This window comes from Trichocoleus sp. FACHB-46, from assembly GCF_014695385.1.
Taxonomy (GTDB): Bacteria; Cyanobacteriota; Cyanobacteriia; order FACHB-46; family FACHB-46; genus Trichocoleus.
In genome coordinates, this window is sequence record NZ_JACJOD010000030.1 from 163,804 (window position 1) to 177,248 (window position 13,445).

General features: G+C 50.3%; 10 protein-coding genes. 5 read left to right on the forward strand and 5 right to left on the reverse strand.

The window, feature by feature from the left end; all coding sequences use genetic code 11:
- Positions 1 to 33 precede the first annotated feature (33 nt).
- The 3 genes from H6F72_RS17205 to glgP all read left to right on the forward strand — a co-directional run bounded on the left by H6F72_RS17205 (position 34) and on the right by glgP (position 5,065).
- Entirely contained in the window at positions 34 to 1,836 is a 1,803-nt protein-coding gene (locus tag H6F72_RS17205) for a mechanosensitive ion channel family protein (RefSeq protein ID WP_190438164.1), read from the forward strand.
- A 267-nt stretch (positions 1,837 to 2,103) separates the two neighbouring features.
- Positions 2,104 to 2,337 (forward strand): hypothetical protein, encoded by a 234-nt coding sequence (locus tag H6F72_RS17210; RefSeq protein ID WP_190438167.1) that lies wholly within the window; start codon positions 2,104 to 2,106, stop codon positions 2,335 to 2,337.
- Positions 2,338 to 2,497: 160 nt separating this feature from the next.
- Entirely contained in the window at positions 2,498 to 5,065 is a 2,568-nt protein-coding gene (glgP, locus tag H6F72_RS17215) for an alpha-glucan family phosphorylase (RefSeq protein ID WP_190438170.1), read from the forward strand.
- Here the strand turns inward: glgP and H6F72_RS17220 are convergent.
- Entirely contained in the window at positions 5,019 to 5,783 is a 765-nt protein-coding gene (locus H6F72_RS17220; RefSeq protein ID WP_242016989.1) for a DUF429 domain-containing protein, read from the reverse strand. The genes glgP and H6F72_RS17220 overlap by 47 nt on opposite strands.
- Positions 5,783 to 7,147, reverse strand: a complete 1,365-nt coding sequence (locus H6F72_RS17225; RefSeq protein WP_190438172.1) for a cytochrome P450 — start codon at positions 7,145 to 7,147, stop codon at positions 5,783 to 5,785. Before H6F72_RS17225 ends, H6F72_RS17220 begins: the two co-directional genes overlap by 1 nt.
- A 440-nt stretch (positions 7,148 to 7,587) precedes the next feature.
- On the opposite strand from H6F72_RS17225, the gene H6F72_RS17230 reads away from it, so the two are divergent.
- Positions 7,588 to 8,061: an FHA domain-containing protein gene (locus tag H6F72_RS17230; protein ID WP_242016990.1), complete on the forward strand. Its 474-nt coding sequence runs from the start codon at positions 7,588 to 7,590 to the stop codon at positions 8,059 to 8,061.
- A gap of 53 nt (positions 8,062 to 8,114) precedes the next feature.
- Positions 8,115 to 8,840, forward strand: coding sequence for a glutathione S-transferase (locus H6F72_RS17235; RefSeq protein ID WP_206755444.1), 726 nt, complete (start codon positions 8,115 to 8,117; stop codon positions 8,838 to 8,840).
- A gap of 334 nt (positions 8,841 to 9,174) precedes the next feature.
- Here the strand turns inward: H6F72_RS17235 and H6F72_RS17240 are convergent, their stop codons facing one another.
- From H6F72_RS17240 to speA, 3 genes are all read right to left on the reverse strand, one after another.
- Entirely contained in the window at positions 9,175 to 10,056 is an 882-nt protein-coding gene (locus tag H6F72_RS17240; RefSeq protein ID WP_190438174.1) for a metal ABC transporter ATP-binding protein, read from the reverse strand.
- A 5-nt stretch (positions 10,057 to 10,061) separates the two neighbouring features.
- Entirely contained in the window at positions 10,062 to 11,051 is a 990-nt protein-coding gene (locus H6F72_RS17245; RefSeq protein WP_242016991.1) for a metal ABC transporter substrate-binding protein, read from the reverse strand.
- A gap of 214 nt (positions 11,052 to 11,265) precedes the next feature.
- Positions 11,266 to 13,293: a biosynthetic arginine decarboxylase gene (speA, locus tag H6F72_RS17250; RefSeq protein WP_190438175.1), complete on the reverse strand. Its 2,028-nt coding sequence runs from the start codon at positions 13,291 to 13,293 to the stop codon at positions 11,266 to 11,268.
- Positions 13,294 to 13,445 lie beyond the last annotated feature (152 nt).

Genomic DNA, 13,445 nt, shown 5'->3' on the forward strand with positions numbered 1-13,445 from the left:
GGCTGCTCCCGATCTAGTCACTTCAGGGGAGTTATGGCGGGAGCGATCGCGCTGAGTGTGTTGCCGCTCTCTCTATTACCTGCCAGCGCTCAGCCTGCTACTGCTCAGCCTGTTACCACTCAACCTACGACTACTCCACTTACCCAAACCCTCAGTCCCAATGTCCAAAAGCTGGATAGTCTCCTCACTCAGCTAGGGACTCAGGGTAACAGTGCTGAGGTGGCGACAAGTGAGGTGCGCTTAGATGGCAGAACTCTCTTCTCGATTGCACTACCTGTTGTAGGTCAGAAGCCAGGACAACCTATTCCGATCAAGCGACGTGAGCAAGACATCGAAACGATTCTGCAACGGATCGCCAATAGTCGGTTTGATCCAAATAAGTTACAAGTCACCAGCGCGATCGACGAACAGAGCGGTTTGCCTGTCATCTATGTCAACGATCAATGGTTGATGACGGTCACCACTTTAGATGCTCAGTTCCAAGGCCGTGACCCAGAACGCTGGGCCAATCGACTGACTGCCATTATTCGCAATGCCCTGATTCAGGCACAGCAAGAACGGCAACCCCAATTTCTCCTGCGGCAAGCTCTCATCGCTGATGGCATTGGGTTTGCGGTAATTATCAGCAGCTACGGGCTAAGTCGTCTGCAACGCCGCTTCAGAGCGAAGCAAATTCGGTTGCAAGCGCAAATTCCCACCCAATCAGAGGTGTTGCCAGAGGCAGTGAGTGCGGCTGATCCCACCTCATCGGAAGGCGAGCAGATCGAAACAGTTGCCGCAGTTCAGCACCAATTTGCGACTCGCCAACAACGCAATGTCTATGACATTAAGCACCGACTGGTAGATGCAACTCAAGTCGGTTTGTGGGGTGGCAGTACCTATATTATTTTGGGCTTATTTCCTTATAGCCGCTGGTTGCAACCGTTGCTATTCTCGGCTCCCCTGCAAGTCCTGGGGGTTGGGCTACTGACCTACGTCGTGATCCGCACGAGTGAAGTCTTGATCGATCAGTTTTTTGATGCGATCGCCGAGGGTGAATTACTGGCTCCCGAAGCCTCACAGCGTTTAGCTTTACGAGTTTCCACTTTCTCCCGCGTGCTCAAGAGCGTTGCCACCATTGTTTTTACGTTTGCGGGTGGGCTGGTTGCGCTCTCAGTGGTTGGGGTTGATTTGGTCCCCCTCTTGGCTGGAGCAGGGATCATCGGTTTAGCTATCTCCTTTGCTTCCCAAAGCATTATTAAAGACATGATCAACGGCTTCTTGATTTTGCTAGAAGATCAGTACGCCGTAGGGGACGTGATTACCGTCGGGGAAGTCTCAGGCTTTGTAGAGAACATGAATCTGCGGATCACTCAGTTACGCAACAACGAGGGCCGCTTGATTACCATCCCCAACAGTGCGATCGCCGTTGTGCAGAACCTCTCGAAGGATTGGTCGCGGGTAGATATTGCCATTGATGTCGCTTACGGGACTGACCCCGATCGCGCCCTAGAGGTGATTGGCGAAGTGGGTCAGGAAATGTATCACGATCGCGACTGGCGAGGAAAGCTGCCTGAACCGCCTGAAGTGTTAGGCATTGATGAGCTAGACCATACCGGGATTTTGATTCGAGTTTGGATTAAAACCGAACCGCTGCAACAGTGGAAGGTCGCTAGAGAGTTTCGCCGTCGCCTTAAATACGCCCTGGACGAAGCCAAGATTGAACTCGGTTCGCCACAGCAAGCCCTGTGGTTTAGAAGCTCCCATGACTTAGCTGATCCAGCTTTTATTGCCACCGATGGCCAACCCCAACAGCAATTGCAATCTACCGGATCAGGTCGCAATCGGTCCTATTAAAAGCTAAAGACATTATCTGGAATGAGATTGGCGGGCATCCTTTGAGGTGCCCTTTATTCAACTCAAAACTTCCTCAGTAAAAATCCGGATTCATGGAAGTAGGGTTCGGAGTCAGGAAGGGAAGTGCGACCGCTGATTTTCCGGCTGATCCACCGATTCGCTTAGTTGCGATCGCTCCTCGCACTTCATGAACAAAATATAGCGAGTTCCGTCATTTCACGTAGAACGCTAAATTAAGCAACTTTTAGATCAACAGGAATAGAAATCATGAAGACAACAGAGCGCTACAGCCTGATGTTCAAATTGGCCTGCGAAACCGTCAAATACTTCTTTATCAGCTTGTTCGGCTTCTCTATTCTTTGCATTGTCTTGGCAGGGTTGGGGGCTAGCTCGCTCGTTACAGTTTTGTTGGCTGTCGTAGGTCAGTGGTTTTTGCGTGTGGCCGCGATCGCTCTATGCTTTATGGCTAGTGCGATTATCTTTGAGTCGTTGCGGTTCTAAATGTCCAGACAAACTTCTCAGCCGAATCCCAAAGCTCAAATTCAGGACAAGGAGCGATCGCAACAGATTGTCACCTATCTCAAGAGAGTGTTAAGAGTGCCAGACTTTTAGGGAAACTGGGGAGACAATAGCCCTAGCTGGACTTGGAGTTTGCTCGATCATGCGGCCAATTCGTACTTTCAACGTCTCTCCCTCCTTGCCCCCCCGCTTGGAACCCCTCCGGAAGTTGGCCTACAACCTCCATTGGGATTGGAACTTTGAAACGAAAGATTTATTCCACCGCTTAGACCGAGACCTCTGGGAATCGAGCCGTCACAACCCCGTGCTCATGTTGGGCACCATTAGCCAAGAGCGCTTGCGAGAAGTAGCCGAAGACGAAGGTTTTCTGGCTCACATGGAGCGGGCCGCGCGGCAACTTGATGGCTACTTGACAGAGCGGACTTGGTATCGCAAGCAAAAAGCCAAAGATCAACAAGCCTGCTACGCTTACTTCTCAGCAGAGTTTGGCCTTACCGATAGCCTACCCATTTATTCAGGCGGTTTGGGTGTTCTCGCAGGCGATCACCTCAAATCCGCGAGTGATCTGGGTTTGCCACTGGTTGCCGTGGGGCTGCTTTATCAAGAAGGCTACTTTGCCCAATACCTCAATGCAGATGGCTGGCAACAAGAGCGCTATCCCATCAACGACTTTTACAACATGCCGCTGGAGCCAGAACGGCATCCAGATGGTTCAGAGATCCGAATTTCTGTAGAATATCCGGGTCGGACGGTCTATGCCAGAGTTTGGCGTGTGCAGGTAGGTACCGTGCCGTTGTATCTGCTCGACACCAACATTGAACCCAACAGCCCCTACGACCATGACATCACCGACGAGTTGTATGGTGGTGACATTGATATGCGGATTCACCAGGAAATGATGCTGGGAATTGGTGGCGTCCGCATGCTAGAAGCCTTGGGGCTGAAGCCGACCGTTTATCACATGAACGAGGGACACTCAGCGTTTCTAGCTCTAGAGCGGATTCGCAAGATGATCCAAGAAGATGGCTTGACCTTCACCGAAGCGAGCCAGGTGGCTCAGTCTACCCAGGTGTTTACGACACACACGCCGGTTGCCGCAGGAATTGACCTATTTCCCCCAGACAAAATCATGCATTACCTGGGGCACTACGCTGGAACTTTTGGCTTCCCTAGAGAAGAATTTTTAGCGCTTGGTCGGGAGAATACAGGCGATTTCTCCTCACCCTTTAGCATGGCGATTTTGGCCATTAAGATGGCGACCTTTATCAATGGCGTCAGTCAATTGCATGGGGAAGTTTCTCGCCACATGTTCCAAAGCTTGTGGTCCAATTTCCCGTTAAATGAAGTGCCCATTACCGCCATTACCAATGGGGTGCATGCCCGTAGTTGTGTCGCCAAGTCAACTCAGGAGCTGTACGATCGCTACCTTGGACCTAATTGGTCGGATGCAGCACCGGATCATCCGTTGTGGGAACGGGTGGAATCGATTCCTGATGAAGAACTTTGGCGCAATCATGAACGCTGCCGCTCGGCACTGGTGGTGTTTGTGCGCGATCGCCTGCAAAAGAATGTGCGCGATCGCGGTGGCTCCCTGAGCGAGTTGGCGCAGGCCCAAGAGGTGCTTGATCCGACTGTCTTAACCATTGGCTTTGCGCGTCGCTTTGCCACCTACAAGCGTGCCAGTTTATTCCTGCGTAATCTGGAGCGAATCAAAGAAATCCTGCAAGGTGGCTCCAGGCATCGAGCCGTACAATTTGTGATTGCAGGTAAAGCTCATCCCAGAGATATTCCGGGCAAAGAACTGATTCGGCAAATTGTCCACTTTATTCGTGCAGAAGGCTTGAGCCGCTATGTCGTGTTCATCCCAGACTACGACATCCATGTAGCGCGGTTGATGGTGGCTGGTTGTGATGTGTGGCTGAATACTCCCCGCCGACCCCGCGAAGCTTCTGGCACTAGCGGCATGAAAGCAGCAATGAATGGCTTGCCTAACTTAAGCATCCTTGATGGTTGGTGGGATGAAGCTGACTACGTGAAAACAGGTTGGCCGATTGGGCATGGGGAAGACTACGAAGACCCCAACTACCAAGATGAGGTAGAGGCCAATGCGCTGTACGACCTGCTAGAGCAACAAATTGTGCCACTATTTTACGATCGCGATGCCGAGGGATTGCCGCGTGGTTGGATTGCCAAGATGAAACATGCGATCCACCTCAACTGTCCTCGGTTTAACACGGCTCGAATGGTGCGAGATTATGCCATGCAGGCTTACTTCCCCGCTAGCGATCGCTATCAGGCGATGGTCAACAACCAGTACGCGGCTGCCAAGGAGTTATCCCATTGGAAAGCGCATCTGTTTGAGCATTGGTACGACATGAAGATTCAGGATATTGATATCTCTCAACCTGCGGATATTCAAGTCAACGAAACCATTAGTGTTAAAGCCCGCCTCAAGCTAGGAGCTTTAACTCCTGCTGATGTGCAGGTAGAACTGTATCAAGGTTCAGTCAATGCCGAAGGTGAGATTGCCGATGGTGTGTCCGTGGAGATGGAATATCAAGGTCAAGACCCAAACCAGCATAGTATCTACACAATCGACATTAGTTACACCAGTAGCGGTCTCCAAGGGCTATCCTTGCGCGTGTTACCCAAAAATGAGTACCTCAGCAGTCCATATGAGCCTGGGTTGATCCTTTGGGCAGAAGCGTAGGGATGACAATGTAGCCTGTCTCGCGATCGCCTAAAACCAAGTTGCGCTCTAATCCCCAGTACCACCAGTGAGCAGCGACATAGGCACAGATTAAAGCATCCAGTTGATCTTCAACGGCTTTCATCTCTGTCCCTTTGGTGGGGATTTCCGGAACTAAGGTTGCGTCTGGAACAAACAAGCTTGGCTCCAACTGCGTCAAGTCTTGCAGAATATGTTGACGTAGCTTCAACAGTTCCAATCGGCGATCGCTCAGCTTGCCTTTTTTATATTTCAAAATCTGCGGCAACCCAAACAGATGAATCATCGCTGGATGGGGAAACACCTCAATTTGGTAGCGTCCTGATTGTTGCGCTGCTAATACTGGCGCATGAGCAAACCCTCGCGCTTCCAAACTTAGACCAAAAGCTACAGTCCGTTCAGCGAACGGCAAACCTAAGTTGGCAGGGTAGCAGCCTGCATGATACCGCCCGAAATGCTTGTGAGTGAGGCGATCGGGCAATCGCATCCCCGTTGCGTTGGGAATTAAGGTTGGCGCATCTACCGCGATCACTGCCGACGCTTCAGCTGGAGCTGAATAGTCTACCCAAAGCAAAACATCAGCGATCGCTTCTAACCGCTCCAAATTCAACAAATGTAATTTGTCCTCTCGCCATTCGAGACAGCAAAGTCCGGTAGGTTGCGATCGCCACCCCAAATCAATTCCCAAAAACTTCATCATCAAACTACTGTCAAACTGTTTAATGGGCGATCGCTTTGAAGTACCAGAGGGATACCACCTTGAGGCGTGAAAGTAGCTCCACGACGAAGGGGACGAACGGGGCGGTGATCAACCAGGCTGAATTGCCAGCGGGAGAGCAAAGTAGCTAGAACCAGCTTCATTTCGTATTGAGCGAACGCCATCCCAATGCAGCGACGATTGCCACCACCGAAGGGTAAATACTCGTAGGGCGAAAACTGCCGTTCTAAAAAGCGTTCTGGGCGGAACTGATTGGGTTCTGGGTAGAGATCTGGACGGTGATGAGTCAAATAAATGCAGGGTGAGAGGTAAGTTCCTGGCTCAAACTCGTGCCCCATAATTTTGACTGGAGCCTTGGCTATGCGGAGAAACGTGAACAGCACCACCGGGTAAAGTCGTAGCGTTTCTTGGCAAACTGCATTTAGGTAAGGTAGACGAGCGATCGCGCTGGGATCTGCTTCTGGCCCTACCGTTTCTAGTTCTTGTAAGAGGCGATCGTGCACTTCAGGCATAGCATGCACCCAGTAAAGTGCCCAAGACAGTGACGAAGCGGTAGTTTCATGCCCCGCAATCAGCAAAGTCATCAACTCATCTCGCAGTTCCACATCTGTCATCGGTTGGCCTGCTTCATCTCGTGCAGCCATCATCAAACTGAGGATGTCTTCTCTGGCTGCATCTGGTTCAGCTCGGCGTTGCTCAATTTCGGCATAGATGAGTTGATCAATCTTTTGCCGACGGCGAAGAAATTGACCCCAAGGACTCCAAGCCCCTAAGTCTTGCTGTAGGGCTGGCACAAACACAATGAGAGATTTGAGCGGAGAGTTAAAGCCTTCGAGTAAAGCACTCAAAAGTTGCCGCAGTTGCTCCAGTCTTGGCCCTTCATCCAAACCAAACACCGCTCGTAAAATCACCCGTAAGGAAATTTCTTGCATTGCCGTCCGAGCTACCACTGTTTCACCAATGGAGTAGTCACTGATCACTTTTTCTGCCGCATCACAGATCAACTGACCGTAAGCCCGCATGCGATCGCCATGAAACGGAGGCGTGAGTAAGCGCCGTTGTCGAGCGTGGCGATCGCCGTCTAGCAAAATAAGCGAGTTGTCCCCTAGTGAGGGACGAAATACGGTATTAGAGCGACCAGAGTCAAATAGCTTGGGGTCGGCGGTAAAGATCTCTTGGATGGCTTGGGGGTTGCTGAAAACTACAAACGGCGGAAAGCTAGCGAAGCGGGAAGTGAACGGATCACCATAGCGCCGTGCACAATCTTCTAAAAACTCCAATGGCCACAACACACCTTGCAGCGTCAGAAATAGCTTCGGACCTTTAGGACCATCAGGAAGTTTCATGGCACTCAGCCCTCTCTAAACCAGCGATCGTTAGACCTCTTTCTGTCATAACACTTGAGAAGGGTCTAAACTGTAATGCGCTAAATCGGTTTAGGAACTAAGTTAAGCACTCGTAGCGCTTGTAGTTGAGGCCGCTTCCTGTTTCTGATTGGGTTGGGACTGCTTCAGGAATTTCAGTTGTTTCAAAAGTTTTTCTCTAACTTCATGGCAATAGCTAAATAAGTGCTCACCTGCCCCAATACAATCATGTAGCCACAGAAGAGGCACGGCTTGCGGAAGGCGATCGCCAACCCAGATCAATTCCTAAAAATTTCATACCATTTGTCTTATAGCACTCGCTTAGGGCTTAAAGAGAGTATGGTGCAAACGTTTTTCCGCACGTCAAAAAGATACCTGCCCCACACTTACCTTTAATCCGAATCAGGTAATTGATTTTTAAGATGATGAGTGTACGTATGGAAGCACAGTCTTATCATTTGCTGATTGTTGAAGACAATCAAGGGCAACGTGAGGTGATACTTGATAGCCCAATCTACTCAATTGGTACGAATGTGAAGTGTGATATTCACTTGCATACCCAGTTTGCTGCACGCTGCCGTGCCACCCTCGTGCAGTTACCTCACAAACACGGCACAGTTTACTATCGCATCGTAGACGGCAACCTCAAGGGCAAACCTAGTGCGAACGGACTCCTTATTAATGGGCGATCGCTTCAAGCTCATGACTTGCAAAATCAGGATGAGATTGTTTTTGGTGCTGGCGTGAGTGCCCGGTACTATACAGGCATATTGCAACCGCCTCATGAAGATAAACCGCCAAATTCTGAAGCCCACTCTCCTCGTAAGCCAAATCCCCTTACACCTAGCACTGGGGCAGAAGCAATCCCTGATTCAGGCTGGAGTCAGATTCCTTAGAAATTTTTAATCTATAACCGTTCTGCCAAGTATCCCAAGGGCTTAAACAGAGCGTGAATGAATATCGACGTTGCTATACTCAAAGCGAAGTACCGCCATATCGATGCTACATGCTCACCGTTCACCATCTCAACGTCTCTCAGTCTGAGCGGGTTGTCTGGCTGCTCGAAGAACTAGAGTTACCGTACGAGCTAAAAGTATACCAACGCGATCCATCTACTCAATTTGCGCCAGAAGAACTGCGATCGATTCATCCGATCGGTAGTGCGCCTGTGCTTTGTGATGGTGAAGTCGTGCTGGCTGAGTCTGGAGCCATCCTTGAGTATGTATTGGCTCGCTACGGAGACGGACGGCTCATAGTACCTGTCACAGCACCTCAATACCCCGATTATCTGTACTGGTTCCACTATGCCAACGCCAGTCTCATGAATCAGATGAGCCTGCACTGGATCGCGACAATGGCTGCGGGTGCAGATAGTGGCTCTCCACTGTTACGCATGCTCCAGGAACGGCGCGATCGCCACCTACAATGGGTTGAAACTCGCCTATCACAAGTACCCTACTTTGCGGGTGACGAATTTACCGCCGCCGACATCATGATGCACTTCCCCTTCGGCACCATGAAAGCCTTTTATAACGTAGGCCTTGACAATCGCCCCAACATTCAAGCGTGGCTTGCGAGAATCAGTCAGCGTGCTGCCTACCAACGAGCCATAAAGGTAGCTGGACACGAGCAAGACCCAGCGCTTGAGTGGAGCGAAACACGAGAGGTATTTTAGAGGAAATTGTTAGCTCTAAATGCTGAGCACCGCAGTAGAACAGGTGGCTGTGCGTTGACCTTCTAAAATCAGAGCCTGCCTTAGAAGAGGCGAGGTTCCTAGAGAGCGATCGCCTGCGAGTTGCTACCGAAGCGAAAACTAAAAACAATAATTGAAGGACACAGCAAAGCCATGTCCCAGTCATACCCGGCTTAAGGAATTAGGAGCAAACCCTAAGTTTAGGAGTTTGACGTCCACCTATGAGTTCAACAATAAAGGGCCTACAGTCGATGGGTTGTGATGAATATTACATATTCAAAAGATTCTATTTAGGGGTAGCGATCGCCGGAAAAACCTAATGATTATGCTGGTATCGACTGAAAGCGGGTCCATAGGCAGCCAGGAGATTTTGTGGAGATAAGGCGATCTCTGGCTGTCCATGACAAATGAGTCTTTGATTCACACACAACACGCGATCGCAATGGCGACTAACCATATCTAGATCGTGAGACACTTGCAACACAGTCCACTGTTGTTCTTGCTTGAGTTGGTGTAACAAGGCATAGAAGTCTGCCTCTCCTTGAGCATCTACGCCAGCAAAAGCTTCATCTAAGACTAAAAGTTTGCGAGGCATCACGAGGCAGTAGGCCAGCAACACTCGCTTCAGTTGTCCAGTGCTTAGGGTGCCAATAGGCCGATGGCGTAGGTGATACGCATCCACTCGTTGTAACGCTTGAGCGATCGCGCTTTGTCGTCTTTGATGGCGATCGCCTCTGATCGCTAAAGTTTGCAGGCTCCGCAACCAAGTTTCTATGGGTGTTGCAGTTGGAGAAGCTGGCGTTTGCAGATCTACCCAGCCTAACCCGACTAACTCATGCACCGAGATTGGAAAACTGCGATCGAATACAAAGTTTTGAGGCACATAGCCAATTTGATGCCGTAAATTTCCTAAGCGAGATAACGGACGACCAAAAATTTGGATCGTGCCTTGCTTACGGGGTAACAGGCCCAAAATGGCTTGAATTAAAGTACTCTTCCCTGCCCCATTCGGCCCTACTACAGCCGTATCTGTTCCAGGTTGCAACTCAAAGGAGACATCTTGCACCGCTGGGTGTTGTCCCTGATATACCATCAAGTGCTCAATCTGCAAGATGGGGCTGCTCCAGTTCCCTTCAGCAGGAGAAAGCTCTGGGTGATACTGTTGCTCAAAGTCGAAATGAGGTTGATCGGAATTCATCAATACTACTGACATGCAGCTTCGAGAGTTTGGAGATTCTTCTTCATTGCGGTGAAGTAATACTGTGGGTCTAAGGAGCCAGCTTCTAGGGAATCGAGGGGCTGCAAAGTGAGATTTAAGTCTTGGGCCAAGCTTTGCAGCAGCTTGTTATCAGTTCCCGGTTCACCAAATAATGCTTTTACTTTGTACTGCTTCACCGTCGCGATCGCATTTTGCACTTCCCTGGGCGAAAGGTTATCTTCGGGTAACTCCACCACCGCGACTTGCTGCAACTGATACCGCTGTGCCAAGTAGGGATAAGCATTATGAAAGGTTACAAAAGTGCAGTTGGGATACTTTTGCAAAGTTCGCTGAAACTCCCCATGAAGCGTATCAAGTTGCTGGAGATAGGCCGCAGCATTGGCTGTGTAAGCAGGTTGATTGGGTGGATCGACCTTAATTAACTGATCGCGAATATTTGTAATTTGCTGCTTTACCAAAACTGGATCGAGCCAAACATGCGGATTACCTTCTGCATGAGCATGGGCGGCTGTGTCTGCTGAGTGTGACTCTCCAGGCTCTGCCTCTGCGTGTCCGTGCTCCTCTGTAGCCGCTGCACCAATGGGTTGAATCCCCTGGCTCGCGTCAACCACTACTAGCTTAGAATTCTGAGCACTTTTGATGGTATCTCGTAAGAAAGATTCCAGCCCTAAGCCATTCTCGACCAGCACATCTGCCTGCGCGATCGCCTGCACATCCCCCGGTTTCGACTGGTATTCATGTACTTCAGTCCCCGGCGGAATCAAGACTTTCACATCTGCCGCATCCCCTGTCACTGCCTTGGTAAACAAGTACATGGGCAAAAAGGTGGTCATCACCTGCACCCGATCAGACTGCCCTTTACCTTGGGATAGCTCAGCGCTAGGAGAGCCTGAGGTAGTTTGACTACAGCCCATGAGAACCAACCAAGGCAGCAGGGACAGAGTTTGTAAAAGCGATCGCATGGTGATATGCAAGACAGCTTCTCCTCAGAGACAGCAGTGATAGAGCAGGTAGCCCCAAGAAAATGAGAATCGATCTTATTCTAATCGATTGAGAATGAATCTTATTCTAGTACTTCACTAAATTGGTGTGGGGTTACGTTGGGCAGGCGATCGGCAAAAAGTGAGGGCACCCCTAAAGAGTGCCCCACATCAAACTCCTAAAGATGAATGAGCCAGTTACACCAAACTACGAAGAAAGGTAAGTGTAGCCGCTCAAGCTGCGCTCGTAGTTTTGTAGCAGCAGTTGCGACTCTGCTAAGGTGATGCGCTTTTCTTGCAGGGCGTGTTCGGTTTGCTGGCGAATGTTTTCGATTAAGTCCTCGGCATCGTACTGGACATAGCCCAAAACTTCGTGCATCGTGTCGCCCTTGACCACATGCTCGATCCGGTAGCCTTTGGGTGTGAGGCTGATATGCACAGCGTTCGTGTCGCCAAACAAATTGTGCAGATTGCCCATAATTTCTTGGTACGCCCCACCCAGGAACATGGCTAAATAATATGGCTCTTCTGATTTGAGGGCGTGTAGCTCCAAAACAGATTTGACATCGCGCAAGTCAATAAACTGGTCAATTTTGCCATCGCTGTCACAAGTCAAATCAGCCAGCGTTGCCCGTCGAGTCGGCTCCTCATTTAAGCGATGAATCGGCATGATGGGAAAGAGCTGATCGATCGCCCAACTGTCGGGGGCTGACTGAAACACCGACAAGTTGATGTAATAGATCGAGGCCATGATTTTCTCTAGATCTTCGAGATCATCGGGCACATAATCTTGCTGGCGAGCAACCTCCAAAATCTTCTCGCAGCAGGCCCAGTACAAGCGCTCAGCTCTCGCTCGCTCGGTCAAGCTAACGTAGCCAAAGCCAAACAAGCTCACTGCTTCTTCTTTGAACTGCGTGGCGTCGTGGTAAGCCTCTTGGTAATTCTCAGCAGTAATGGCTGAGTAGGTGTCGTAGAGATTGCGAATGATCAAATGCTCATCTTCGCGGGCGGGTTCTGGCGTTTCTGATGGCGGTTCGCTGGTGCCCAAAACATCAAAGACTAAGACAGATTGGTGAGAGGCGATCGCCCGACCACTTTCACTGACAATGGTGGGCACAGGCAGATTACGCTCGGCACAAGTTTCTTTGATTTCCGCGACCACATCATTGGCATAGTTCTGCATGTTGTAGTTTTTGGAGGCGTAGAAGTTGGTTTTGGACCCGTCATAGTCCACACCCAGACCGCCGCCCACGTCAATATATTTCATGTCGGCTCCGAGCTGCGCCAACTCCACATAGATTTGGCTAGCTTCGCGAATCGCATCCTTGACGACGTTGATCGAAGAAATTTGGGAGCCGATGTGGAAATGCAGTAGTTGCAACGAACCCAACATATCAGCGGCTTTTAGCTGCTCGACTGCATGGAGAATTTCCGGAATGGTGAGGCCAAACTTGGCGCGATCGCCCGCCGAACTGCCCCAGCGTCCAATCCCTTTGGCACTCAGCTTGGCCCGCACGCCCAGAATCGGTTGAATGCCCAGCTTGCGTCCTGCCGCGATCGCCAACGCCACTTCTTCGACTTGCTCCAGCACAATGATCGGAGTTTGGCCTAAGCGCTGCGCCAGAATTGCCGTTTCAATATACTCGCGGTCTTTGTAGCCGTTGCAAATCAGCAAAGCTCCGGGTGTGTCCAAGGTTGCCAGGGCAATCATCAGTTCTGGTTTGGAACCTGCCTCCAAGCCAAACTGGTGCGGCTTACCAAACTTGACCAAGCTTTCAACCAAGTGCCGTTGTTGGTTGCACTTGACCGGAAACACACCCCGGTAAGTACCGGGGTAGTTGTACCGCGCGATCGCCCTGCCAAATGCAGCATTAAGACGCTCAATACGGTCTTCCAAAATATCAGAAAAGCGAATCAGTAGCGGTAAGCCTAGGTTTCGGAGTTTAAGCGCAGTCACCAACTCAAACAGATCCAGAGAACCGCCGCGATCGCCTTTGGGAGACACCGTAATGTGGCCCGCAGCATTGATGGAAAAATAAGGCTCTCCCCAACCCTGGATGCGATAGAGTTCTTCGCTATCTTCAATCGTCCAGGATTTACGGAGATTCAAAGTTTCTGTTGGCTTCGCTAAACTCAATGGTTCTGGTTCAGCGTGGCTTTTGTCTAGCTGAGTTTTGTTAGCGCCATCGTTAGCGGCTTTCCCCATTCCGGATTTTGCTGCTGGCCGTCCACCCATCCTGTCTTACCCTCTGAGTATCCTCCTAGACAAAAGAAAAGCCTGATTTTGACTCGCTGCTGGCAAAATCAGACTTAACTTCGAATGCCAGTCTAGCGCATTCATCTGATGCTAAATGATCATCTAGCGCACTTTCAGCCTCACCTTCTGGC